The 25,929-nt window shown below is 59.7% G+C and carries 19 protein-coding genes; 7 read left to right on the forward strand and 12 right to left on the reverse strand.

Features of this window, described 5'->3' with window-relative positions:
• Positions 1-160: 160 nt before the first annotated feature.
• Positions 161-3,217 (reverse strand): ATP-binding protein, encoded by a 3,057-nt coding sequence (locus AC0L3B_RS12800; RefSeq protein ID WP_026233809.1) that lies wholly within the window; start codon positions 3,215-3,217, stop codon positions 161-163.
• A 263-nt stretch (positions 3,218-3,480) separates the two neighbouring features.
• On the opposite strand from AC0L3B_RS12800, the gene AC0L3B_RS12805 reads away from it, so the two are divergent.
• Positions 3,481-3,972 carry a hypothetical protein gene (locus AC0L3B_RS12805; protein WP_377828384.1) on the forward strand — a complete coding sequence of 164 codons (492 nt, stop codon included), beginning with the start codon at positions 3,481-3,483 and terminating at the stop codon, positions 3,970-3,972.
• Positions 3,973-4,112: 140 nt separating this feature from the next.
• Here AC0L3B_RS12805 and AC0L3B_RS12810 read toward each other — a convergent pair whose 3' ends face one another.
• Entirely contained in the window at positions 4,113-5,012 is a 900-nt protein-coding gene (locus AC0L3B_RS12810; protein WP_473380494.1) for an alpha/beta fold hydrolase, read from the reverse strand.
• Between the two features lie 280 nt (positions 5,013-5,292).
• Positions 5,293-6,045 carry an SDR family NAD(P)-dependent oxidoreductase gene (locus AC0L3B_RS12815; RefSeq protein ID WP_473380461.1) on the reverse strand — a complete coding sequence of 251 codons (753 nt, stop codon included), beginning with the start codon at positions 6,043-6,045 and terminating at the stop codon, positions 5,293-5,295.
• 93 nt (positions 6,046-6,138) lie between these two features.
• Between AC0L3B_RS12815 and AC0L3B_RS12820 the strand changes: the two genes are divergently transcribed.
• The gene (locus AC0L3B_RS12820; protein WP_473380462.1) at positions 6,139-6,450 is read left to right on the forward strand and encodes an ArsR/SmtB family transcription factor; all 312 of its coding nucleotides are present in this window, start codon (positions 6,139-6,141) and stop codon (positions 6,448-6,450) included.
• A gap of 203 nt (positions 6,451-6,653) precedes the next feature.
• On the opposite strand, the gene AC0L3B_RS12825 is transcribed toward AC0L3B_RS12820, so the two are convergent.
• Complete coding sequence (locus tag AC0L3B_RS12825) at positions 6,654-8,780, reverse strand: helix-turn-helix domain-containing protein (protein ID WP_473380463.1); 2,127 nt, start codon at positions 8,778-8,780, stop codon at positions 6,654-6,656.
• Positions 8,781-8,974: 194 nt separating this feature from the next.
• On the opposite strand from AC0L3B_RS12825, the gene AC0L3B_RS12830 reads away from it, so the two are divergent.
• The 4 genes from AC0L3B_RS12830 (at position 8,975) to AC0L3B_RS12845 (ending at position 13,060) form a co-directional block, all read left to right on the forward strand.
• Positions 8,975-9,967, forward strand: a complete 993-nt coding sequence (locus AC0L3B_RS12830; protein WP_473380464.1) for a tyrosine-type recombinase/integrase — start codon at positions 8,975-8,977, stop codon at positions 9,965-9,967.
• On the forward strand, positions 9,960-10,679 hold the full coding sequence (locus tag AC0L3B_RS12835) for a hypothetical protein (RefSeq protein ID WP_473380465.1): 720 nt from the start codon (positions 9,960-9,962) through the stop codon (positions 10,677-10,679). Before AC0L3B_RS12830 ends, AC0L3B_RS12835 begins: the two co-directional genes overlap by 8 nt.
• Positions 10,680-10,760: 81 nt before the next feature.
• Entirely contained in the window at positions 10,761-11,018 is a 258-nt protein-coding gene (locus AC0L3B_RS12840; RefSeq protein WP_473380466.1) for a helix-turn-helix transcriptional regulator, read from the forward strand.
• 119 nt (positions 11,019-11,137) lie between these two features.
• Positions 11,138-13,060: a DNA primase family protein gene (locus tag AC0L3B_RS12845; RefSeq protein ID WP_473380467.1), complete on the forward strand. Its 1,923-nt coding sequence runs from the start codon at positions 11,138-11,140 to the stop codon at positions 13,058-13,060.
• A 389-nt stretch (positions 13,061-13,449) separates the two neighbouring features.
• Here AC0L3B_RS12845 and AC0L3B_RS12850 read toward each other — a convergent pair whose 3' ends face one another.
• Together AC0L3B_RS12850 and AC0L3B_RS12855 are read right to left on the reverse strand one after the other, a co-directional pair.
• Positions 13,450-13,824, reverse strand: a complete 375-nt coding sequence (locus AC0L3B_RS12850; protein ID WP_473380468.1) for a hypothetical protein — start codon at positions 13,822-13,824, stop codon at positions 13,450-13,452.
• Between the two features lie 101 nt (positions 13,825-13,925).
• Positions 13,926-14,372: a hypothetical protein gene (locus AC0L3B_RS12855; RefSeq protein ID WP_473380469.1), complete on the reverse strand. Its 447-nt coding sequence runs from the start codon at positions 14,370-14,372 to the stop codon at positions 13,926-13,928.
• Between the two features lie 858 nt (positions 14,373-15,230).
• On the opposite strand from AC0L3B_RS12855, the gene AC0L3B_RS12860 reads away from it, so the two are divergent.
• Positions 15,231-15,569 (forward strand): hypothetical protein, encoded by a 339-nt coding sequence (locus AC0L3B_RS12860; protein ID WP_473380470.1) that lies wholly within the window; start codon positions 15,231-15,233, stop codon positions 15,567-15,569.
• A 198-nt stretch (positions 15,570-15,767) separates the two neighbouring features.
• On the opposite strand, the gene AC0L3B_RS12865 is transcribed toward AC0L3B_RS12860, so the two are convergent.
• The 6 genes from AC0L3B_RS12865 to AC0L3B_RS12890 form a co-directional block, all read right to left on the reverse strand.
• Positions 15,768-16,265 carry a DUF6064 family protein gene (locus AC0L3B_RS12865; protein ID WP_473380471.1) on the reverse strand — a complete coding sequence of 166 codons (498 nt, stop codon included), beginning with the start codon at positions 16,263-16,265 and terminating at the stop codon, positions 15,768-15,770.
• Between the two features lie 1,149 nt (positions 16,266-17,414).
• Positions 17,415-17,597 (reverse strand): hypothetical protein, encoded by a 183-nt coding sequence (locus AC0L3B_RS12870; protein WP_473380472.1) that lies wholly within the window; start codon positions 17,595-17,597, stop codon positions 17,415-17,417.
• Between the two features lie 279 nt (positions 17,598-17,876).
• Positions 17,877-18,488: an amidase domain-containing protein gene (locus tag AC0L3B_RS12875; RefSeq protein ID WP_473380473.1), complete on the reverse strand. Its 612-nt coding sequence runs from the start codon at positions 18,486-18,488 to the stop codon at positions 17,877-17,879.
• 518 nt (positions 18,489-19,006) lie between these two features.
• Positions 19,007-19,330, reverse strand: coding sequence for a hypothetical protein (locus AC0L3B_RS12880; protein WP_473380474.1), 324 nt, complete (start codon positions 19,328-19,330; stop codon positions 19,007-19,009).
• A 42-nt stretch (positions 19,331-19,372) separates the two neighbouring features.
• A complete protein-coding gene (locus tag AC0L3B_RS12885; protein WP_473380475.1) occupies positions 19,373-19,750 on the reverse strand; it encodes a thiosulfate oxidation carrier protein SoxY in 378 nt (125 codons plus the stop codon).
• A gap of 179 nt (positions 19,751-19,929) precedes the next feature.
• Entirely contained in the window at positions 19,930-25,926 is a 5,997-nt protein-coding gene (locus AC0L3B_RS12890) for a hypothetical protein (RefSeq protein WP_473380476.1), read from the reverse strand.
• Between the last annotated feature and the right edge of the window lie 3 nt (positions 25,927-25,929).

Below are 25,929 nucleotides of genomic sequence, written 5' to 3' on the forward strand. Positions count from 1 at the left end.
CACAAGCGTGCCGTCCTCCGCGCTGCACCATGAAGGGCCCTTCAAGATAAAGGGCGAAAACAACCCCATGCACAGTAGCTAACTCCTTGCGGCGCCTGCTTAATTTATTTGACGCGTCGGGCAGATTTCGGCCCCGATAGCGGCCCGGCCGCCGCTGCCGTCAGCTGAGCTCGTCACCCGTCGCCTGCATCTCGTTGAGCATCGCCTCGGCCTTGTGGCGCAGCGGCAGCGCGCCGCTCTCGGCGGCGATCGCGATGGTCGCGCGCAGGGCGCTCAGGATCGCCGCCCTGGCCTCCGGATCCGACGGCGGCGTCACCACGGCCTCGCCGAACAGCGCCTCCGCCTCCAGGCCGGAGAACCCCTGTTGCCGCGCGGTGTTGCGCGCTTCGCGCAGCATGTTCTGCGCGGCCTGGACGTCGCCGAGACGGTGGGTGGCGAGCGCCAGGTAGATCGAGCTGCGAAGCACCGCCGAGGTATAGCCGACCGCCTTCGCTTCCTCACGCGCTTCCGTCAGCATGCCGCGCGCCCGGTCAAACAGCCCCTGCTCCAGATAGGCCATGCCGAGATGGCAGGCGAGCACCGGCACGAACAGCCGGATGCCGTGCTTCTGCGCCAGGACAAAACCATTCTCGAGAATGGCCGCGGCCGCCGCCGGCTCGCCGCGGCCGAGCATCAGCCAGCCGCCGCTATAGGCCGCGGCGACGCGGTCGTAGGGGCGGCCGGTCTCCTCCGCGATCGCTGCGGCTTGCTGCTGGAGCTGCTCGGCGGCATCGATCTGGCCCATCACCGTGTGAGTGACGCTGTTCATCATGCAGCAAAGCAGGAGCAAAGATCGTGGGGTCGTGCCGATCGGAGCACTCGCGGTCAGACCCGCAAGGTGGACGCGGGCGGTGGCCAGCATCTTCTCGGCGCGATCGTAGCGGCCGGAAAGAAAATAGGCCTGCCCGAGACTGTATTGCGCGAGATTACGCCAAGCGGGATTTCCCGAGCTTTCCGCCAGATGCACCACATCTTCCCCGATCGTGACAGCTTCAACCGGCGTTCCATAGAAATTCTGGGCACCCGCTCTCATGGTCATGGCCGCGACCTTGCGTTCAATATCGCCAATCGCATCGGCTCGCCGTTCGGCCTCGCTCCCCAAATCCAGGGCTTCGGCGACACGCCCCGACCCGGCAAAGGCCAATCGCGCCTCCATCCGCAGGTCGATGGCGTCCGTTTCGCGCGCGTGCGTCACCGGGATCTTGTCGAGAGAACCCATCGCGATCTCGAAATAATCGACCGCTTCGGCAAAGGCCGAGCGCACCAGACATTTTCGAGCCGCGCTCCTGCCATGCTGAAAAGCCTTCCGCCAATCCTTCGCTCGGGTCGCGTGATAGCAGAGCGTATCCGGACCGTCGGTCCACGCCTCGTCGGTCTCGAGAGCCGCCAGAATGCTGGCATGGATGCTTTCCCGCACCTTCTCGACCATCGAATCGTAGGTCACCTGCCTGACCATCTCGTGCCGGAACTCGAGCGAATCCTCCAACTCACTGTCGATCCTGACGAGCAACTCGGCCCGGTCGAGCGCGGTGAGGCAATCCTGCAGGACGTCTTCCGGCACGGCCGCTACTCTTCGCAGTGTGGCCTGGTCGGCCCGGGGTCCAAGCGCCGCGGCGATCTGGAGAAGCGATCGTTCCTGTCGTGACACACGATCCAGCCGCGCCGCGATCACACCCTGAATGCTGCTGGGGATGCCGAGTTCGTCCACAGGACGCGCAAGGGAAAGGTCGCCCCACTGGCCAAGAAGCATGCCGCTGTCCTTCAAACTGCGGCAGACCTCCTCAATGAACAGCGGAACGTTGGCCGTATGAGAGATGATCCGATTCTTCAGGTCTTCGTTGGTCGTGGCGGGACCAAGCATGTCCGCGAGCATGGCCAGCCCCGAATTGTCATCGAGAGGCCGCATCGCCACGATTTCCGCGCGGCAGCTCGCGATCCACACCGGCATTCCATTGGGCCGCGTCGTCAGCAGCACAAGCAAATCAGGGCATTGCAGCCCCGAAAGGGTCGCGACGACCGCATCGCTGGCCCGATCCATCCAGTGCAGGTCCTCAATCAAAAGGATCGTACGCTGACGACGGGCGACGCTCTCGATGATCGCACAGCTTGCGTCTGAAATCGCACGACCGCGCGCGTGAGGCTCCAATTCATCCCATTGCGGATCGGAAACCGGCAAATCCAGGATCGCGTCGAGAGCCCGCTGTTGCACCACCGGCAATTCGTCTCTGGGATCATCCGTCTTGGTCTGATCTCTTGCTGACGTATCGAGGATCGAGAGCAACAGGCGCTTGAGCGCGCTGTACGGCGCACCCTGGAGATTTGGGCTGCACTCGACATCGATCAGCCGCCAGCCGCCAGCCCGGAGGTCCTGCGCGAATTCATGCGCAAGCCGAGACTTGCCAATGCCGGCGTCACCCATCAGCAGAACCGTCTGCCGGCCGGCAGCAACCCTATCCGCAGCGCGCCACAACAACGCCCGCTCCGTCGTGCGGTCGACGAATCTGGAAACGCTCCGCGCACGTCGGACCCGCCAGCTCGACAGATCACTCGCACCCATCACCCGGTAGACAGGCAGGGGCTCGCCGAAACCACGGAGCGCCTTGCGGCCAAGGAATTCAAAGCGGACGTGTCCGTCCGCCAGCTCCTGGCAGGCTTCGGAGACATAGATCTGGTTCGCCTCGGCTGCCGTCTCCAGCCGAGCCGCGAGGTGCTGGGCTGCGCCGCCGATCTCGTAGACCTTGGAAAATTCGCTCGCGACCATGTAGGCCACCACATGACCCGAGTGCAGGCCGACCCGGACTTGAAGTCCTGGATCGCCCAGACTGCCAACACGCCGGACCAGCTCGATGGCCGCGTGGCAGGCTAAGGGCGCGTGGTTGTCGTCGGCGATCGGGGCGCCGAAGACGGCGGCCAACCCGTCACCCAACTCCTTGCTGACGATGCCGCCGAACTGGCGCACCGCGCCTCTCATCGCCGCAAGAGCAGGCTCGAGGCGCGACACCGCCGCCTCCGGCTCCAGTTCGGCAACAAGACCTGTGGAATCGACGACGTCGGCACGCAGAATCGTCACAAAGCGTCGTTCGCTGTCGGGGTCGACGGGCTGGCGCACCGCCGCTCCGCATTTGGAGCACCAGCGGTCGCCCGGACCAATCGCCGACTGACAAGCGAAGCAATGCATTCCAGCGCCTTCAACCACTGCCTCGGCAGCCTCACCCCAACCCCCGCGAGGCGTTCGACCCAACAATACCTATAGGAAAGTGCATGGCAATTGGGCTTGCGACATAGGCGACGTTACGGGATGGAGGCTCTCTGGACGAAATACATTCCTGAGTGGTAGCGTTGAGTGCGCACAACAAACAGCGTGATCGGCCGTAGCGTGACGCGTATTTTCGGCCACCGCACCAGAGATTTTGACCAACAGACATATGAAGGAAAGAGGCGATGGCCGGACTGGTATATAGCGGCAAGGCATTTCGAGACTTGATGAATAGCAATTACTATCCTTTGGCGAACATGAAGAAGAGCGTCGCGAAGCTCAAGGAGTCCGAGGACATCGACCTGCCGACCTTGGAATACGGCCAGTACCATTTGATTCTGAACCCGGCATCGAACTGGCCGCAGGGCAGCGCCAAGTACTGGCACAAGGAAAAGGGCCGAGCCCGCGTCGACCTCAGCACCCAGCCGAACACAGTCCCCCTGTCCAGGGATGAGCCGGGCGTCATTCCGCTGACGCGATGCGATCTGCTCGATGCCTGCGTCCGGAAATGCTTCAACTCCGAACCGCCGATCCCGATGAAGACGAAGATCATCACCCACGAAGCCAGCGACGCTTTCGCGCACCGGCACGAGATCCGGCTGGAGTGGGAGTACAAGAAGGGTTCGGACAAGCCGACGCTGCTCAATCTGACGATGGTCTGCCCGCACAGATCCTGACGCATTCTGTAGTACGCAAGAACGCAATACGTCCGCGCTAGCGCGGACGTATTTGTTGGCTTCGATCGCCGCTCGCCCCAACGGGCAGCGCTCGCCAAGACCGCGCTGTCGAAGGAAGCAGTACGGCCAAGCCGCTGGTCCTAGCTACCGCCTCCGAAAAACCGGTTCAGCTCGTACGCAGTCTGCTGCGGAAGCTCCTCCGGAAAGAAGTGTCCGCCATCAAGCGGCTTTCCGTCCACGTTATCGGCCCAGGTCCGCCAGAGCCCCAAGGGCCCGCCCTCGCTCGCATACCACGCGTTGAGGGGGCCGCGACCGCTCCAGAGCACGCGCACAGGGCAGTCAATTCGGCGGCCGGAACGACGGTCCGCCACATCGTGCCAGTGATCGAGTGTCGCGGCCGCACGATATTCCTCGTAGATCGCGTGAACATGCGCCTCATCGCTCAACGCGTCGATATAGGCTGCTCGCACCGCCGGACTGAAGCTGCCGGCCGAAGACCCCCAGCCATGCAGCGCATTGTCGATGATGGCGTCGGGGGCTGCCGACAATAACCGCTCGGGAAGAGGTTCAGGCTGCGCAAGCAACGACCACGGCCAATAGCCGACCGCCAGGTTCTTGTCGGCGCGCTCCCAGGCGTCGGCAATAGGAACGACGTCCAGGACGGCAAGCCGCTGCACGCGTTCGCGGTGATCAAGCGCGAGCCGATAGGCGACACGGCCGCCGCGATCATGGCCCGCGACCGAGAAACGGTCGAAGCCGAGTTTCGTCATGACGGACACCATGTCGTTTGCCATTGCTCGTTTTGCATATGGCGCATGGTCCGGACTGGAGGGAGGACAATCGCTGCGGCCATAGCCGCGAAGATCGGCGCAGACCACCGTGAAGTCTTGCGCAAGCAACGGCGCAACGTCTCGCCACATCAGATGCGTCTGCGGAAAGCCGTGCAACAGGAGAACGGCCGGCCCCGAACCGGCGCGACGGATGAAGATCCGTGCTTCGTCCGCCCGAATATCGGCGGCCTCGAAATCCTCGAACTGCATTGGCCCTCTCCTTCCGAACGACGGCAAGCCAACAAGTGAGCACCGGACGGGGCGGTGGTCTGTGTTGACGCCCGGCGCCATCCTGGGTTCCTTCCCGGACGGCATGCTCTGGCCCGATCGCGCTTACGCTTGGCAGCTCCACCGACGGCGACGGGACGCGCTTCGGCATGGTCCGAACGAACCCAAGCTCAGCCAAAGCAGGACATGCATGATCGAGGACGCCCCAAAACAAAAAATGGCGCGCGCAAGGCGTGCCATTTCCTTCTGTAAACCAACAAATTCAGCGAAGGCCGCCGGCGACGTGAAGCGTCTCGCCCGTGACGTAAGATGCGTCGTCCGAAGCGAAGAAGGCCACCGCGGCAGCGATCTCCTCGACCTTGCCGACTCGGCCAAGCGGAGTGGTGGATTCGATCCATTTTCGCATGTCGCCCTCGTGCAGGCCGGCGGACACGACCCCCTCGGTGACGATCATGCCGGGATTGACGGCGTTGACGCGGATCTTGCGCGGCGCCAGTTCCTTGGCCAGCACGGCGGAGATCGCATCCACCGATGCTTTGGTGGCGGAGTAGACGGCGCCGTTCGGCGGCGCGAGAGTCGACGCCGCGGAGCTGATGTTGATGATGCTTCCGCCATTGGCGTTGAAGTGCCGCGCCGCCTCTCCTGAGACCAGGAGGAGGCCCAGCACATTGAGATCGAACTGCTTGTGGAAATGCTCCGGCGTGATGGCCTCGAGCGGCGCGAACTCGTAAACGCCCGCGTTGTTGACGAGGATGTCGATCGCACCGAGCGCCTTCACGGTTTCCGCGACTACACTTTTCACGTCCTTGGCATCGGCCAGATTGCCGTGGACCGCGACGGCTTTGCCACCCTTAGCGACAATGGCGGCGACCACGCTGTCGGCGGCCTGTTTGCTGGCGCTGTAGTTGACGGCGACCGCCGCACCCTCGGCTGCGAGCCGCGCGGCGATTTCGGCACCGATGCCTTTGGATGCGCCGGTCACGAGCGCAACTTTTCCTTCGAGTCTCTTGGTCATCACATTCTCCATCATCCGGCGCGACGCCGATATTCAATAGTTCAATACTAGTGAACTATTGAATGAGTTCAAGGGAGGTGCTATATTTTGTGCATGGTGCAGTTCGTTCACCCATCGCGGAGCGAGATTTCACTGACTGGGGTGCTGGGAGCGCTCGCGGACCCTATGCGGCTGCGGATCGTCAAAAGCCTGGCCGCACAGAGTGATTGCATGTCGTGCACCGAGGCGGCGCCCTGCCCTGACATGGCGAAGTCGACCCTGTCGAACCATTTTCGCATCCTGCGCGAGGCCGGTCTGATCCGGACGTCAAAGCAAGGCGTCCAGCACCGCAATGTCCTGCGCGAGGAGGACATCAACGCGCGGTTTCCGAAGTTGCTGAAGATGATCCTGAGCTATCCGGAGTGAGCCGTTCCCCCACTCTTGCGCAAGGTGCGACCGACGTTTCCACCGGAGCGCGGCCAAAACAAAAATGGCCCGCGTGAAGCGGGCCATTTTCGGATCGGGACCGGTAAGGTCCGAACTTGGTTGCGGGGATAGGATTTGAACCGGCCGCGCAGCCTCGCTCCAAGCTGGCCGCAAGCGCGCCGCGCTTGCGGTAGGAGCTAGGTTCATTGCGGAAGTAATTCACGGACGGAAGCGATCGCCTCGTTCCATTTTTGCTCTACTGTTTCGGCGAGGCGCGTCTCGGCTTCGCCAGAATGATCAGTCTCGAACCACCGACGATTTTCTTGGTTGATTTTATTCCGATAGCCTCTTCCGGAAACGTTGCTACAGCTCTTCCAGAAATCGAAGTCCTGGCTTAGCTCATCAGTGTGAACGCTCTCGCCAACTAGCTGAGCCGTTCGCACGATGGCATCAAAACTATCTTCCAACACGCGAACGGTCTGGCGAGCGAGGCCGTGAGCATCCCCGAGATCATCGTCCTCCAAAACATTATCGGCAATCGTTTTGAACGCGAGCAATTTCGGTCCAATAAGTTGGGTCGCAACACGCCGTGCACCATGACTAAGTTGATGCGCATAATTCAAGTTCGGCCATTCGCCACGGCGCGCGACACTGGCGTAAACGGTTTTCCAATGTGCCGTGCCGGTTGCCGCCACGAGGCTCTCATGCACTCGTCCAGTCGCGGCGGATCGTGATATCGCTGCGTTTTTATCGAGCCATACGGTCAACCTGCGAGCCGCTTCCCGCATCGTCTCTTCGGCTTGCTCTTTCTCGTAATTGACAAGCAAATTGTTTGCGCCCTCGATAATTTCCTTCAAAGCATCGCGGTGAGAATTCCGAACCGACGATATGCGAGACATAATGAACGAACGAAGGACCTCAGGCGCATCGTCCGCTGCATTGAAAAAGGCAAGCGGCAGTTTGGTCAATCCGAGCGGGTGCAGTTTTAGGCTCACTTCTTCCGCTTTCAGATCACAACCCTCTTCCGCGCTCTGAGCCGGATAGCCGTTATCCTTCATGTTCAACGCTTCACCGGGCCTCGGAAGAACTAGGATTGCCGCATGAGATTCTAGGGTTCGCACCCCACCCTCTTTTGCGCGCGCGAGCAAGTTCCTCACCGGCGTCGCCGGCGCTTCATTGAAAACGGAACAGAGGATTACGACCGTGTGCGTGTCGTCAAAATGTTGCTCCAGATCCGCGCGTGCGGCGATGTCGTCGATGCCCTGCGTATCGACCAACGTAACTGAAATTGAATCATCCCCGAGAACCGGCGTTGGCACGACAAGCTCAATTCGCTTCGGCAAAGTGAATTCATCATGGCGGCCGTTATTCACATTCTCGAATTGCTCTTGGAGCCACTCGAGCGGAGCCTTCCCCAAGTCGGCCGAATGCCACATGTCGCGCCGATCGCGCTTATGCATTTCCATCCGTGCCAGCAATTCGACGGTGAGCGCCTTTACGTCTGGAATCATCGCCGCCAGCTCGCGAGCGTAATCGATGCCGGGGATCACGGTTCCCTCCGGCTTGCGCTCCGCGCGCTTGCGCCTCAGCTTGGTCATATTGCGAAGGGCGCGCTCGACTTCCCGCGATATTCCGGGAGTAGGGCCACCTTCATCATCGTCGCTGTCGCCCGGTTGAGCCGGGTTCAGAAGGAAGTTGGCAAAATCCGCTACATGCCGGCGAATTTCTTCTTCGCTAGACGGCTCAACAATGAGCCCATAGCCGGGGCCCTTGCGTAAATAAACTTCGCAAATCGTAATGCCGCCGGCGCCTGTTTCGAGCACCGCTTTCGGCATTCCTTTCGCGCTTGGCAGCTCCAGTCCTTCGGCACGGCAAATGGCCGTTGACTTTCCCACCGCGATCGTACCGATGAACGCCGCTCGATAGCGCTTGTTCAGGACGTTTTGCGCGGCACTCGCTATCTCGCCTTCGTATCGAACGAGCCTGCGTTCGAAGATTTGCTTTACGTCGGGTTGTTCGGCGAGAGCATGAATTCGTTGCGCGGTTTGTTCCGCAGTCCACAAGAGATCCGAGTCAGGATCACCCAACGGCGGCTCTGGCAAAAGATGCCATTGTCGATCGAGCACTTCCTTCAGCTGCTCGGCTTCTTTGGTGCCAATGCCATTGAGAACGATGCTTAGCTCGTCGTCAGTGAGCGGTCGCTCTCCCGCCTCCACGCGGGATAGGACCGCCGCGCTCCATTCCAGCCGTTTCGCAAGTTCATTTTGTTTGAGGCCGGCCTGTTCGCGCAGAGCGGCAAGATGCCTTCCAATTGTGGCTTCGCGGGTCATGAGCTTGGGTTCCTCTAGGTTCAACATAAGAGAAACGATTACACAACATTGCACATGACGTCAGGAAATGTTGTTGCACCGTTTCAAAAAAAGCTATCCAGCTGATAAGGCAGCGAAACATTAAGGTTCGATCGATGGATTCTTCCTGAGGCGCGGTCACCGGCGGGCTATGCGGTGCACTCAATTGGCGGTGGGTGGAGATCGCAATTGCTGCGACCAGCGAGGAGGCCGAGACGAAACTGAAGCCGCGCACGGTCGTCAACTACCGCATCTATCTGCGTAAGCACGCCGGTCCACTCCTCGGCACCCGCAAGCTGGATGCGCTCGACAGCGCCGACGTTTCGAAGATGCACCGGAAGATCGGCAAGGAGACGCCGATGACCGCGAATCGGGTCGTCGAGTTCGTCGGATCCGTCTTTCGGTACGCTGCCGTCTGCGGCCTCGTCGCCAAGGGGCACAATCCCGCCAGTCACGTCCAAGCCTTCCGCGAGCAGCGCCGCGAACGGTTCCTGAGCGCTGCGGAACTCGGCCGCCTGGGGGATGGCATTCGTGAAGCTGAAACGGTGGGCATTCCCTGGTCTGTGGACAAAGACCAACCCAACGCGAAGCACATCCCGAAAAATGGCCGTACGAAAATCGGACCGCATGTCGCCGCCGCCCTGCGGCTTCTGATTCTCACCGGCGCTCGGCTTCGGGAGATTCTTGAACTCAAATGGGAGTATATCGACCTTCAACGCGGGCTGCTCCTGTTGCCGGACAGCAAGACAGGGCAGAAGGCGATTATCCTCAACGCTCCGGCCATCGCTATTCTTGAAAAACTGCCGCGGGTTGATGATTACGTGATCGCCAGCGATATCGCCGGTCAGCCACGCCACGATCTCAACAAGCCCTGGCAGCTTGTGAGTAGGCGGTCAGGCTTGGCGGGGGTGAGAATTCATGACCTTCGTCACACCCATGCGAGCTATGGTGCCGGCGCTGGTTTTGGGCTCCCAATTATCGGGAAATTGCTGGGACATTCTCAGCCGGCCACAACAGCCCGCTACGCCCATTTAGACAACGACCCACTACGGCGAGCGTCAAACCACATCGGTGCCCAGTTGGTTGCTGCGATGGGAGATAGCCAAACGGTCGCCGACATAGTTTCACTCGACCAACGTTCTCATGATCCTGAATTCTCCAATGCCTGACTTTGCTGCTCCCTGGTGGTCAATTGACGACGCGATCATTTGGGTAGCTTCGGCAGAACGCGCTTCATTGCCAAAGGACTATTTCTGGGAACCGCCCGAATTTGACGATTACGCCTATTTTGGCGGACTCCGAGAACTCGAACTTGCGCTTTTGGAGGGCGAAATCATTGCACATGCTTCCGTCGATGCTGCGCCGATGGGACCTATGCATGAATCGTTCTGGAGCAGCATGAATTTCGTTCCGTTCTGGAGCCGCTCACAATGGCCTGTAGTTTTGATTCATTCACAGGATGCCTTCCGCGCTGAAGCATTGCTGGATCACAGTGAGCCATCGAATACGAAGGTCCCAGACGCTAAGTATCCGGAGGGCGCGTTTGGCTTCTACCGGGTTGCGAGAGACGTCATGTTCCGGCGCGATGAGATTTTAAAGCGTTGGACGATCCAAACAATCCGCGAGCCGCTATCAAAGACAGCACCGAAAACACGCGCGAAACGGAAACTTACGCTTAAGGTTGAAGCATCGCTCGCCAAAATGACCCACAATGGATTGAGCTTAGCTAAAGACAAGCGCGGACTCTCGGATGCCGATATCGCCGAACTGCTCCTAGAACGATGGCACGACGAGGGCGATACGGAGGTTCGCGAGTTCGAAGCCGTTAAGAAGCAGGTTTGGCGCTACTACGACCGACTTAGGACATTGGCGAATGCTTAGTGTCCCGGGACATTAGAGCTTAGTGTCCCTCCGCAGCGATTTCCCTCAGCTATACGCTCCGAATATTCGGGACGGATCCTGATGTCTCTGAAACGGAGCGATTATGACATCCAAAGATCAGTCCGGCGCTGGAGCAAGGCGCCGGATACTTGGCTGACCCGCAAGCAAGCGGCGGCCTATTTGAAACTCGGCGAAAGCACTCTGGCGAAACTGTTCGTCTCGGGCGACGGCCCACCCGCCATTAAAATCGGCCGGTCGGTCCGCTATTTGGCGCTCGATCTGAATGTGTGGATGAACTCCCGGCGCCGGGCGTCCACCTCCGATACGGCTGCCGCCTGACGAATTGCTACATCAAAATCAAGGGCAGCAAGCCGCGACGGTGGGCGACCCGCGCCGTGAAAACGACGTCCCCGCTGAGCTCAACCTCGCTGGAACCGATCAAAATACCGAGGGGAACTATGTCTACTTCAACCAAACAGATGAGCGAACACCAACTCGACGAGGTGAGCCGTCAAATCGCCGACTGGATCACATCCGATGCAATTCACGACTTTGGTCATGAACCACCCTTCCCTACCGAGGGGGACTTCTATCTGTCGAATGATTGGACCGCCGAAGAATGTTTTCAGGACGCTCCGATTGAAGATCCACCCGAGTGGCTGATGTCGGTGCCGCCAAACGTGGGCGACGGTTCTACTAATATCAGCGCCTACGCCTCTGCGCCTCCGGGTCCCCCGGCGCCCCCCATTTGGAAGGTGCCCGATCAGGAGACCCTCGCGGCCTGTTCGATGCTTGATCAGTCGGACACCGACAACGCCAAACGTGTCGAAGCTTATTTTCCAGACGAATTGTTGATCATGCAAGCCGCTGGCATCGCCGGCGGCGACAAGTTGGCTTGGTCGGGACGACATTGGGACATCGATAACGGGGAGGCTTACGCGTGGATGATGGCCCAAGCAGTTGGAGACTTTATCCAATTGGAGGCTGATTTCCTTAGGCCTTCCGAAGCCGAACAGAAGGCTATCGACGAGGCTGCAAAGGCTGCATCCGAACTCAGCCGCACGCCGGATCCCGATGAGACATCAGCCAAGGCTCTGCGCGAAGCTGTGAAGTCGGGAAAAGTCGCCCGACGTTCGTTTGCGGCACGAAAAGTAGCTCATAAGAGGTTTGGCGTCATCTCTAAGAATGCCTCGCGCCTCAAAGCTATGTTGGAGTGCGGTGCGCCGCGATGGCGTAAACCTGCAGAAGAGTTTAATGCGAGCGCACTCTCGCTTGCAACGCTGAGTCATACGCTGACGTTTGTTCAAGAAAATGACCTTGAATGCCCGGACGAGCATTCAAGCCGCATGGTTTGCCGCATCATTGCCCGAAAAGGACACCGGAAGTCCGATTACATCACGGCGCTTGTTCCCGTGAATTACGACGCGTCCGCCCGTGCTCCATTCTTTGAGAGCTGGATCGAGAAGATGATGCCGGATCCGGAGGCTCGTCGCACCTTGCAGCAATACTCCGGCATCAGCATTTTGGGCGTGCCGTTGCAACGGTTCATGTTCCATTACGGCGAGGGCGCAAACGGAAAGAGCGTTTATCTCGAGATGCTCATGAGGTTGTTGGGGAAGAGTTTTGCCGTCGGGTTGCCAACTGAATCAATCATCGGACAAGGCGAACGTAGCGCCGGCGGCGCCTCACCGGACCTCATCCGCCTCTTCGGCAAGCGGATGGTACGTGTATTGGAACTGCCCGAAGGCAAACCGCTGCAATCCGAATTGATCAAAAAGCTGACCGGCAGTGAGGAAATCCCCGTTCGAACGCTGTTCAAGGGCTTTATCGACTTTATGCCGCGAGCGAAGCCGCACATGAGCGGCAACGGCCTCCCGAAGATCTCCGATACATCTAACGGCATCTGGCGCCGGATGCTGCTGCTGAAATGGCCGGTGCAGATCGCTGAAAAGGATATGCGGGATCCGGAGGAGCTGGTCGGCGAAATGCTCAAGGATGCCTCCGGCATCCTCAATTGGCTGTGCGAAGGAGCAGTGGATTTCCTCCAGAACGGGCTCTACGTCGCTCCGGGCGTCGCCGCCGCAACCGCAGAATATCGCAGGGAAATGGATATCGTGATGCAATTTGCAGAGGACTGCCTCGAAAGGGTTGATGGTTCCAAGGTGCAGGCACGGGCAATGTATGAGGCATTTATGGAGTGGTGCCGCGCAAATTCAAAATCGCCGGTGTTCGAGACGAAGTTCGGTCGCGACATGAAACGGCATTTTGAACGTGATGACTCCAAGCGGCTGCGTTTCTATATCAACGTCAAGCTCAGGGACGATCGCCCACGCGCCGAAGTGAAGACTTCTGATCCACTCGACGACGTGGTTCCAGTGTAATCCGTCGACAAAATGCGAGAGTATGCCGAGGGTTTTGCAGAACCCTCGGCATACTCTAAGCATCTGACTTACAGGGCTTTGCGGTATGCCGGCGAGGGTGTGACGGTTTCGGTCTAATATATATAGAACTAAGCTTCTTTCCGACGCGGTCGGCCAACTTGAGTTCTCTCTACGTTACGAGAAAAACTATCGCAATTGTCTCAAGGGTTGGATTTCTTAAGGGAGAGGCTGAGTTTCCAAGAGGTTGCACTCTGCGAGGGTTTGCCGGAAACTATCGATAAGGCCTCGCAGACTAGCGAAAAGGCAATGCAGCGATAGCCACACAGGTGGCGAAGGTCCTCTGCTCCCCTACAGCATCTTCGATTAAGAGGTGTTTTGTGACGTCGTGGTCAATCCTCGTCCTCCGCCGGCGTCCGCAGCGGATCAGGACTCGGAAACAGTTCCCGCTCCCGAAGGGCCGCCCCGATCCCCTCAGCCGTTAGTTTGTCCTCCAATCGCAATAAGCGCGCCTCGGCCCACTCCAACATTCGGGCCAGTTCGCCGGAGGAATGCTTCCTCAAGTCGCCGCGCAACCTCGCGACAAACGGTCTGAGCTCGTTGACCTCTGCTAAAATCGCAACGAGTCGCTTGAAAAACGAGCCGCGCTCTTTCTCCCGCTCCTCGCGCGCTCGCGCCAGTTCTGCAAGACGTCGTTCCCGCTCCCATCGGCGCTCACGGCGTTCAAATTCTTCGCGCCTGGCTTTGATCCCAGCTAAATAGGCCACGATCCCGCCGACGATGGAGTTGATGAGATTTTCGAGTCGTTGCCGGCGTCCATCGGCCCAGTTGCGGCGCAGTCCGACATACTTGTTCTCGATTTGAAGGCTCAGTTCGCCGGATCTGACAAAATCGAATTCGGGATAGGCACGCTTGGTGTCCAGAGATTTGCGCGTTTGTTGCGTTCCCGATTCCGTTTCTGCCGCTCTTCCAGCGCGAGCTCCTCCACCGTCGGCACGTGAGCGCGCCTTTCGATCCGCTCAATCAGGGAAAACGTCAAGTCGTCCGGCGCGACTGCGACCCGCATGTGCCCCCCGGGCAACTCCATAGTCAATCCACGTGCCTCTAGCCCACGCGCGAGCGCATCAAGAATCGTGATCACACGCTCAACACTTGCTATGCTTACTTCGATTCCGCAATTGCCAAGCCCACTGGCGCTTACGACATTCTCGCGGTCAGGTTTGGCTTTCCGCAAAGCCTTTGCGGTTGCTGCGACTGATGGATGAACATCCTGGATCGGAGGCATCTGCGCAACGGAGTCTAGAGGCAGCTTCATCTTTGGGGTGGCCTTTTGGCGCTGGCGTTCCCGCTCCAGGACCTCTCGAACCTCGGGCGCCAAATTGTGTTCTGAGCCAAAGATGGTGATGTGCTCGTGTTGGGGATCGGCCGTGCCGTGGAACGGAATCTGCCTGGCTTGTTTGTCTGCCGATTTCTTCGCCCAATAGCGCGCGCCGGCGTCGGCACGCGATGCTTTTCGCAGATCTTTTTCAAGGCAACATCAGATATTCCAAATCCTTCAGCGACTTTGGTCATCGGCTGCGACCAGACTAGGTCGTACATTGCTCGGCGAGTGAGTTCGTGCTTTGGCACAGCGCTTATGCGGACCAGTCCTGGCAATTTCAAATCTTTACGTCAGGAGGAACACCGATCAAAGGGTCCTTCCGAGGCCCCCACCCCGCACGGCCCAAGCGCGCCCCATAAATCCGCTAGCCCGATTTCGTCAAATCTGACCGAACTTACCGAACACACCGAACACGTGTTCGGAAGTCTGCTCGGATGCGTCAACCGGACCAAAGCAGCGCTGAACGCAATTAGCAGCTTGTGACCACAGCGGAAGTTTCAGTGAACAGATTTGCTAGGCTGGACCTATCGGACCGCTTTGCGAAGGTTCATCAGATCGGAGCTTTACCATCGCCTCTCAGGATAGTCGCGCGGTGTTGCAGCCGAACTTCCAATTATACGATCGTGGAACGTTGTACACGAGAGCGAATCGCATGTTGGCTTCGCAGGCCAGACGTCCTAGAATCGCGACGATCGCAGGACAAGCGAAATGCAGTATGTTTGCGACGCCCCGAAGGGTAAGACTTGGTTCCGTATCGAGACGGAAGGTGAAGCGGCGCATGAGTCGCGCCTGATGAACCACACAGTCGAGAAATATTTCCGCAACGAGCGGGAGAAGGCAGTCCAGTCCTGGCGTCCCGAGCGGCCCAACGCGATCGAGCGCGACATCGGCCTCGAGGCCTATGTACGGCGAGAGATGCCGGTTTTCCTCACGTTGCGCGACAGGGAGGGCAATGCACTGGCTACAGCGATGCTGCCACCGGGCGGCAAGGATCGCGGCAGGTTCCGGATCATCATCGTTGCCGCATCAAATGCCGATCCTTATCCTGAGCAGGACGCGGCCATCGCTGCGCTGGGAGCGCATTTCGGTGTTACACTCGATCGCCACCGCTGCTTCCCCTACGGTCGCTAAGAGGCCTGACAAGTGTCGCGCTGGATTGGAGCGACGTAGGCTCATGGGCCCTTAGCTGCTTCCCTGTTTGCACGCGCTAACGTCGGCTTGCGGGGTGCGAGCGGACCGAGGGCGAAGATCGCCGCGACGCCCGCATGTGACCCAACTCGGACATGTCCGGGCGGCGTTAGCGAGTGCACTTCAGCAAAGGAGATGAAGTCAGGTACTGACGTTCCCCGCCAAGCGATGGACCACTCGGTCTCGCACGATGATGAGCTGGACAGCGATGAAACCACTGACCAACAGTAGCCAATCTTGAGGCACGTGCAGTAAAACTGCGGCGCCGCCGCCGATCAGGGACCAGATGAATGGAATGACCAGAAGCCCGCGAGATATTGGGTGTGTGGTCAACAGAAGCATTCCAAACGTAAAAATGGTCACCGAGCATGGCGTTACACCAAACACAGGCATCTCGGGGAAAACGTGCCCGGTCGACATGCCGATCAATGGATAGAGAATTGCCGCGTAGGCAACGAGCGTCACGCCGACCCAAGCCGTCGGTCCGGATCCAAGGCCAAAACGGAGGCGGTCATGATACACACCCGAATACAGCAGATAAGCGCCTTGCATAGCGAACAACGTGCCGAAGAGGTGGGCCGCCTTGTTGATGGTCGAAAAGAAAACCCCGTGATAGGCGATCCCGGTCCAGAGCCACATGATTGCCAAGATGCTCGCGGTAAGGGCGATCTGCGTGTGACGCTTTCCAAAACAAAAGGACAATTGCCAAGCAACCCAGCAGATGGGCCCCCACCTGTACTGGCCAAATAGCAGTGTTGTAGTTCACGAATACGGATAGAAATTGCTCGGGAGTAAACGGTAGCATGGTCCGACCCTCCAACTTCCTAGATGAGGTAGTCGCACGAGGCGAAGAGCAATTTGACTTGGCTCAACCATCTCGCAGGTAAATGTCGCCCTTTGGACCCTGAGCAGACTAAGTCAGAACCCGTATTGAGCGTCCGCTTCCGGATCATTAGCTGACACCCTCCGATCGATTCGTCCGGCTCGAGCTTACGGGTCCTTCCGGGGCCCCCCGCCGCACACGGCACAAACGCGCCCCCGAGTTTCTCCAGCGGCAAAGCTGAAAAACTGGGTTGACACGGTTGACACGTTGACAGCCCGCTACAATCCGAGATCGACGGCTAAGTGCTCTTTTGTCAGAACAGACTTCCCGAAACTAGCCGCTGATACTTTGGTATGACCCCTTGTAAGTCCGAGCACTGACTCCATAATTGCAGGGGTCCTCATTAGCCGGCCGATTGACCCGTTCCAAAGCTTTATTGGTAGTGTCGATCTCCTCGGCATTTCTGCTTTGGTCGGAAAGGCCGAAGCTCTGGACTTGAATGTCTGCCGCCGGCGCGATGCGCGCTATGCGGCCGCTCTACCGATTGTCTAGTCTGCCGTCGGATATGCGTGAGGTTTAATCGAGCGACTCGATATAGGAGACGCTGCAATCGTTATGAGGGTTCAAAACATCGCCTCCTATGCAGGCCACATGCACCTCGTTACCGGGCTCGACAGTCAAAGCCACGTCGCCAGGAGAAGACAACGTTTTCGTGAAGATAGGAGCACCTTCCGAATTATGCACGGATATCGTTGTTTTCCCTCCACAATGGTCGTCGACTTTGACTGTTATATCTTTAGTCTTATTTCCGCCGTTGGTGTAGATCGTATGAGGTTCATTACAAACGTAAGTCATTTTACCTTGCCCTCGATGCGTTAATCGTTGGGAGATGCCATGAGTGTTCGCTGAGACGCTTCGGACGACTCTATTATCTCGCGCTAGGTAAGCCCGTCCTAACTCTTGCTCTAGGTTTCGCCGCAAGTGTCGTCGCATTCTTGTTGTGCGAGTCTCTTCGCCTCGTTTTCGTTAGCCGCAGTTACGACGACATTCGCCTTGTTGGTGCCATCGGCGCATTTGCACTTGTATTCCCAGTTAAAATTACCGAGCGGGCCCGCAGGCGTCTTCTTGACGAAGGTAATAGTGGACATCTAATTCTCCTCTGATTGAGAGTTAAAATCTTGCCTCGTTAGATCGGCCGATACTCCGCTATGATACGCGGAATGAGTGCCTTTAGAACGGCAGCATAGGTTGTCTGAGGTCTGCGATGCCTTCGCCGCCTTCTCGCCGCTACGAGCATAAATTCGACAGTGACTGAATAACGATCGAGATCATTAACTAGCGCCCATTAAGCACGCCTGCTGTAATCGCGGACGGAATACAGCCCGCCCCATCCGGTTCGATCGAACCGCATTGCCCGAACTCGGACTTCATACGATGAGCGGAGCCGCGTCACGTATGCGAACAAGCGAGTAGCTGACGTTGTCGATGCCAACGCTATCCCATTCCTGGCCCGCCTCGTCGGTTTGGTCGCATCGGCAGTAAGTGTGACACGCGATCCTTTTTTTCGCATCAGCAAGGTATAGCGCGGAATGACCGTATGCTCCCTTCGCAGGATCCCAATAGAAGATCAAATCTCCCGCAGCGAGTTGCGAGAGCTTCCCCGCACATTTGTCGTGGCTTTCCTTTTCGAGAATGACGTCGATCAAGCCATCGTCAGACAATGTCTTAAATAATCTACGCGCGCTAATCACTCCGTAAATCGCCGCGGGGAAATCTCGTTGTATCGGCAGCCCGCCGCCGCCTTCGTTAGGCTCCTGACCGAGGCAACACGAGAGAAAGTGGGCACAATCGTCGAGGTCGCCGATTACTGTTCCGCCAGGCAGGCGGGCTTGCTCTTCATCATCGGGCGGGCGCACGAAGACGGTTCCTCCCGGCACCTTACGATAGTGAGGAGCAGTCCCGATACCGACATATCCATCGGAGCATGACTTAGTCCAATACTTGCGGGCATAGGCTAGGGCTTTATTACGGTCATACATGACAGCCTCGTTGCAGCGGAATTGAAAGACAGAAACTATAAATTCACGGCCTGCGCTAACTTCCTGTGCCGAACGATCGCTCAATGGCAACTATGACTTTCCGAAACAGGCGTATGTGCGGCATTGTTGTCATTGAAGCAATTTGCGAGCTCAACGTTTGTCTCCCCTGGCTGTAGAGTCACTGTAGTTTCGATTTCGCACGCTCGGATTGATCCGCCCTGAGCCGGAGCTTCGCATTTCGCTGAGGTGCACGTGAGTGGTGCGTTCGACGGGTTCGAACCAATAATCTGAATTCGTTTCCCACCTTCCGCGAGTTGACACCTAACGGGATTGAAGCCCTGAGAAAGCGCAACTGTGTTGCAAAATACGAGCAACATGCTTGCGCTAGCGGCCAATACCCATTTTAGCGCGTTCGTTTCTTTGACGCCTTGCGCATCTACATCATCACGGCTCTCTCCAATTCTTCCAATCATCATTTGCATTCCTTTCTCCAGTTGCTAGCCCTCGCCGGATGAGTCTCAAACCACGCGGATTTCGGCGCTCCCGCCGAAAACGGCGCTGTCGTCGAAATTCGTCCATGTCGCGATAACCACGGTGGATTCCCTCACCTTAATCTTGAATTGCACGTAGGCGCTTGTCGTTGACGATGGGCCGAACTCGGTCGAAAACGCCATTTGGCCACCGACTTTGCACTCGAATTTCTTAGGCATCCTGCGCCGCATTTCGAAACCTCCAGCACCGGTAACGCTCTCGAACTGCGGCACCATGAGGGCCGTTACCTCGACGAGCTCATCGCGTTTGACTTCCTGCTTATTCAAACTGAACCGCGTCTGTCCGGCCATGATCTCAATTCCCTGAATTGGGCTCGTGAAGGTTCGCCAGCATCAGCATTCGCATGCTCCGCCCGTAACGCTGGCCTGGCGGTCGCTCGACAGGAAGCTTTCGACGCCACCTTGCCGAACCTTCGCGACCGCGGTCACGCTAACAGTTTGGGCCGGGGTCGGAGTTGCAGCCCTTTCCAGGCGAATGCGGGTAGTCACTTGCGGAATGCCGTTAGGGAGAAAGAAGGTATATCTGCCGACCTTGGCGCTGCGATTGTCCCTGGCGACGATCAGCAATTCCGATACGTGCGAGGCCTCGGTCATGGGGCTCTCAACCCGAACCGTCAACGCAACCGCGTTGCCGGTCGCGACGTCCTTTGGCAACTCGATCACAACGCGCGTGTCCGGGGTCGGTGTCGCACCGCCGGTGAAATCCGCCATCACGGCGGCCGCGTCTCCTGGCTGCGCCAGGGCGGGAGAGAATGGCCTCGCAGCCGATATCGCAGACAACGCGCCTGCGCCGATGGTCAGTGCCTGCCGACGGCTAAGAGGACGTGGCATCGGCTTTCTCCTGGTCCGGCATTGTTGAATCCGTTGTTGAAAGTGACACGTCCAGCCGCCTAACCCTTGATACGCAGTTTGAGCGCGAAGCGCGGGCCGGTCTCGGCCACGATGGAGTCGGCGGGATCGCGTCCCTGCCGCACCGCCTCGGCGTCAGGATCGGTCGGTAGCATCCATTCGACCTCTTCGAGGAAGACGAAGTGCGGCGTCTTGCGCGGGTCATCCTTGAGCACAAATCTAAAGCTCCACCGCAGCCCTTCTTCTCCGCGCCGCGGCTGGAATTTCGCGAGATTATCCGCGCTGCTCCATTTCAGTAGATTGTCGTCGGAATCGGTCGCAATGATCTCCGGCACCATGCTGTCGCGCGCGCCGCCAGCAAAATCGATACCTTCCGGGTGGCGCAGCACGCGCGCCTTTAGCACCGGCCGATGCATGGCGTCGGCCTTGGTGCCAGCATCGCTCTCATCTTCAGGCGCCAGTGCCACCAGGTCATGGGCCGGACCGTAGACGTCCGCGCGTATCGGATAACTGCCGGCCGAACGCGGCTCCGCCGTAATGACGACATGCCGACGCGGCAGCAACTGGATCATCTCGACGATCGGTTCGGATACCTGCCACTCCGGCGGGGCGTGCTTCTGATAACGAACCAGGCCGAGCCGTAGGAACGGATTGGCAAGCGCGAGCGGGCTGATCTCTGCATCGACATACCAGCTCTCGTCGGCCATATCGAACAACGGTTCATAGGCCACGAGGCTCACCAGCATCGTGTTCTGCAGCACCGGCGAGGAAATCTGCAACGCTGCCGTGCCATCGTCGTCGTTGTCGCCACGCGGAATCGGCATCTGCACGCGCGCCACGAGTTCGGCATTACCATCGGGAAGCACGTCGCGGAACGCCTCAAGCGGCATGAAATAGCCGGTTTGCACCGGCCCGTACCGGATTGCATCAGTGGCCCAGCGGGTGATGAACTGGCCGCCCTGTCCCAGATCGTTGTCCTCGAAGTTCTTGTATTCCTTGTAGGCAGTGACGCCACCCTGGCTCTTCACCAAGTCGCGCGCGATGTCGCGGGCGATCTCATCGCGGCGGAGTGGATCGACAATTTCCGGCGGCCACAAGGCGATGGCAAGCATTTCGCCCTCGCCGGAGGAGAACCACGGCCGCTTCAAGCGGATGCGCACCTTGGTACGACGTTCGATGTCGGTGCCATCGAATCTTTCCGTCCACACGAACGCAGGCAGCAGGCTCTTGCGGTCGATCGGATCGGGCGCCCGGGTCGCCGGGAGCCAGATCTCCGACTTTGCACCGAGCCGGGTGATCGGATCGACCGCCTTCAGTGCCGGCTCCTTCGGCGCGGTTTCCCGCAACAGCATGTGCTCAAAGCGCGAGCGGGCTTCGAGCTGCAAGTCGAGCTTCGCCGCGTGCGCGGTGGTGAAACGGTGGCGGCGCTCATACTCTCGCACGGCGCCAGCCGGCGTAAAACCAAGATCGAGGATTTCGGGCTTCTCCACGAGATCGTCAATCTTCTGTGCTTGGATCTCATCGGAGAGATCGCGAGTGCGCAGCAGCTCAATTCGTTGCCTAGGGAAGCTCACCTTGCCGTTGCCGTCGACATGGAAGCCATAGATGTTAAACGGCTCATCGGGCGACGGCATCCCCGCCTGGGGCGGCGGTGAAGGCTGCGGAGGCGGTTTGTTACGGTCTCGCTTGCGCTTGACGTCATCGACGACGGTCGCCATCCACGCCCACATGGTGAGCTGGGAAGACGTGTCGAGATCGATTGCGACGCGGCCCCCGAATACGGCATCGGCAGCGCCGGGGTCGTGACCGCCATGCGGCAGCGTCGCCCATGTCGTGGGATCCGGATGGTTGAGCAGCCAGCCCGGTCGGGTCTTGTCATCACCGGCGGGGGTTGGCGAGCCGGATACTGCCGGAGGCGGTGTGCCTGCGCCTGACGTTTCGTCGAACTCCCTGCGGACGATCGCGATCGATTTGTCGCCCTCCTCCGACGTGATGCAGGCCGGCGACATTGCCCCAAGTCCGACAAAGCAGGGCGCAAAGCTCGGCTGCTGGATCGCATGTGTCACACGCATCCTGCGCTGCTTCGCAAATCCGGGCACCGCCACCTCGTGGCCCCTGCTGGCGATGTGATCGGCGATCAAGCGAAACAGACGAGCGTCCATCCCGTCGGGAACGACGACCCCCTCATGCGGCGGCAGCGGCTTGCCCTTCTGGCGCGTCTCCAGCGCTTCGACGAAGGCGGCGGCGTCGGCATCGCCCATGAAGCCAAGCATACCGCCAATGATCGTCAAATCATCTTTCTGGGCGTCCTGCACACCGATAGCCCGCAGCGCGCGTGCGCCCAGGTCGGTTTCGGCCGAGAGCCTACCCTGGATCGTTCCGAGCATATGCTGATAGTGAGCGAAGTTATGACCCGCCTGGAACCAGTGCGCGATATCAAGGCTGCGCGGCGGACACCACATCCGCACATCGTAGTCTTCCCCCGGGCGCAGGTGGATCCTCACCCGCCGCACCCGCACCGTGCCGGATGACTGCCGCCAGCTGCGCCACGATTGCTTGACGAAGTTTCCACCCGGCTGGAGCACGCCGACATCGGCCTCGGGGTCGGACTCTGCGATGCGCGTGCGGTTCGCATCGGCCTTGATTGCGATGACCTCGATCAGCACCGGCACATAATCTGGGTAACGAACCTCGTGTTCGGGCGCGTCGAGCGCAACGATCAGCGGCTTTTCCTTGCGCTCGGCGTCGGGGCGCCGCGTCACCACCTCGATGGCGAGTTGGCGTGCGGCTGGGTCCGGGTAGTAGGGCTGCCTGCGCCGGACGAGCTCTTCATCGGAGGTCGCCTTCACCTGGAAGACGGCGTCATAAACCTTTTCCGGCTCCTTCTGGCGTTGCTCGGGCCTCGGCTGATAGCGCAGCTCGCGGCGCGTCTCATCCAGAGACGGAAAGCCGCCCCAATACGGATCGATATTGACGTTCACCAGCCCGTCAACCAGCCGCAGTCCATGAACATTCTCGCTTCCGATCGTCCGGTGCCAGGTCTTGATCCGGTGCAGCACCGCATATTCCATCGGCACCGACGGCGGGACCACGACGCGCGCCGTGCTTTTTTCAGGCTTCAAGCGCGGATCCGATCCGGTGCGCACGATCGCCCATTCGGCAGTGTCCCAAGGCTGATCTGGATGACGGGATGTCTTGTACACCTGCTCGGATAGCGCCAGGACCGGCGGATCAATCTCCTCCTCGCGCAGGAATCGATGGCCGTTCGATCCGAGCGGCGGCAAGGTGAGAGTGCCGTCCTTGGCCTTTTCGTAGCGCGCCGCGGCCTGCTCGAGCGGCAGGGTCACGCCGCCGAGATAGACGGAGCGCAGGCCGATGCGATAGCCGCGACCGAATTCCAGCCGTGGCGGCGTGTAGGATTCGCGATCCCCCTTCGCATTCGGAGTGAGGTCCTTCGGCAGATCGTAGACGACGGTAAGAGGCAGGTCGCGGGTCGGATCGACCTCGATCTCGCTGGTTCTCTCGTCCGCACCGCCGCACTCCAGCCCTAGCGGATCGCCGGTCCACACCATTATGTCCTCGTTTGCGACCGCCTCGGCCTTGGTCGGATCCCTGTTCCTGTCGAGGGCGATCATCTTACTCGGCGTGCGCACCATCCCTGAGTCCAGCCGGATGCGTTCTTCCTTGCCGAACTTGAGTTCGGCGATCGCACGTTCGAGTCGCTTTTGATCGATCGGTCCATCGGATCCATCGTTCGGATCGGCATAGGCGACGAGCCGGTTCATCAAGCTGCGCCAGACAAATCGATGGCCGGGAGACTCGTTGCGCGGCTGGACGCCCACGTCGACACGGTATCCGATCGTGAGCATGATCGCGTCCAGCACATTGCCGGCGCCGGATGCGCGCTGGGTTACCTGATCCGTGGTGGTTTGCGCCTTGTCAGCCTCGCTGGTGGCGCGCATGGTGTCGAGTAACGCAAGCCCTCCGGTGCGCGACGTTCCCATACCGCGACCGGCCCGATCGACAGGCGCTCCACCTTCGATCGCAGCCTGCTGGCCTTCTGCCGCGCTGCCATAATGTTCGAGCGACTGCGCAAAATCGAGATTGCCGAGTTCGAAGCGCGGTTTGCCGTCCTTCGTGAAACCGAGATCGACGATCCCGTCGAATTCCGGCAACCGTTTCGCTTCGGCGTTCTGCTGGCGTTGTTTCTGCTCTGTCTGCTTCGCGACATCGCCGGCCGCTTCCTTGAACGCCTTTTCGGCCGCGAGGATCTCGCGGACGTTCTCGATCTCGACGAACGTTACCGGCCAGAAATGCCCGCGATCACTGGCGACGGCGCCGGGTTGCCGAAGCTTCACGACGGACCAGATCGCCCGCGCGCGCTGCATGGCGGCCGGTACCCCGGCCGGAAGAAGCGCAAGCTGCAGATAGACGGCCCGCGCCGTGCGCGGCCCGCTGTGGTGCAGATCGATCTCACTGGCCTCGAAATCGACCGCCGCCTCGTCACGGTACAGCCAATCCGAAGGCGGCGCAGGCGCCGCCCCCGGCGCCGCTGCCACTTGAGGTATCCCGGCTGCTTTGTTGAAGGTCTCGAGGGTGATCTCGACGTCGATCACCAAGTTGAACAGTCGCGCAAGGGTCGGGAACGCCTGTAGCCCGAAGAAGCGCCTGCCCGGCGCATCGATGATCTGCCGGGCCACACGATCATATCTGCGCCACTCGGCCTCCACTTTCGCTCGCTCGCTGCGCGGATCCGTGCTCTCCTTTTTCTTCGCCGCGACCTTGCCGATGACATCGGCCTTCTGCGCGGCGGTAAGTTCATGCGGAACTGTCCGCATCGACCAGAAATGCTGCACGAGGGCCTTGCTGCTGCGCCTAGCGAACACATCGAGCGCTTGACGGCCAAGCGTAACCGTGGACACTTGCCGCCCCGTTCCAGTCAAGGCCTTCTGTTGCTCGGTGAGCTTTGCGGCGAACGCCTTGTCTTCGAATACGTCCGCGTAGCGCCACCGCACGCGCTCGCGTTGCTCCCCCTGCCAAAAGAATCGGTCGGTCCCGGTTGCGGCGACGACGTTGCCGTGTCGGCTGGCAAAAGCGACAGTCGCATTGGCGGCAATCCGCACATTTCGATCCGCATTTAGCCTTGCGAGCTCGCTGAAGGTCTGCGGACCGACCAGCACATTACGAGCTGCGGCGTAACCGACGGCGCGAGAAATAATGTCGCCGTCTCCCGGAGGGCGCGGCCCGGCAGCAAGACGCCCAAGCTTCGTCATGACTCCGCTCGGGCCGTCCGGCACGAATTCGACCTGCTCGCGGGCTCGCTGGAAAACACCGGGACGGACCGTCTCAATCGCCGCCTGCATCCGGAACGCCGACAACGCTACGGCGGCCTCCGCGTAGGGAACTGAGGAAATCCGCGGCGCCTTCGTTCCTTCGTCCACGACTTTTTGCACCGCCGATCCCGCCAGCGACTGGCGCAGGGCTGCACACAGATGACCCCAGGGATCCGCGAAAGCAGCCGTCGCATCGACATATTGCTCCCAGTGGGTTTCGAGAACCCGCCGGCTGTCGTTCGTTGGACTCCTCGCTTCGGCTCCCGGTTGATCGAAGATCAGATCCTCGATCTTGACCGACGGCGCCAACAGATCTCGCCACAGGCTCACCAGATAGCTCATCGTGGCAGGATCACGGGCCGGCGCTGTGCGCTGCCAGGTCGTCGTGCTGCCGACGTCATCGGCAAGCACCTTGCCGTCTTCCCTGGTGACCTTCGCGACGTTCAGCGCGAGGGTGCCGCCACCGGGGAACCTTTTCTCGATCTCACTCGGCCACTTGGTAAGGTCAACAAGCTCGGGCTTTGGCTTGGTCTTGTCTGCGAAAATCTCTTCCGCGCTGGCGGGTTCAGGCAGGAACGCAAGCGATGCGCGCAAACGATGCTCTTCGCCGACCTTGACGATGCCGGCCGCCACCACCCGCGTCAGAACGCGAACTGGCACCGGCGACGGTTCGGATGGCGGGCTGGCCACGGCAGGAAGATCCATTGC

Source organism: Bradyrhizobium sp. Kon56 (assembly GCF_055807635.1).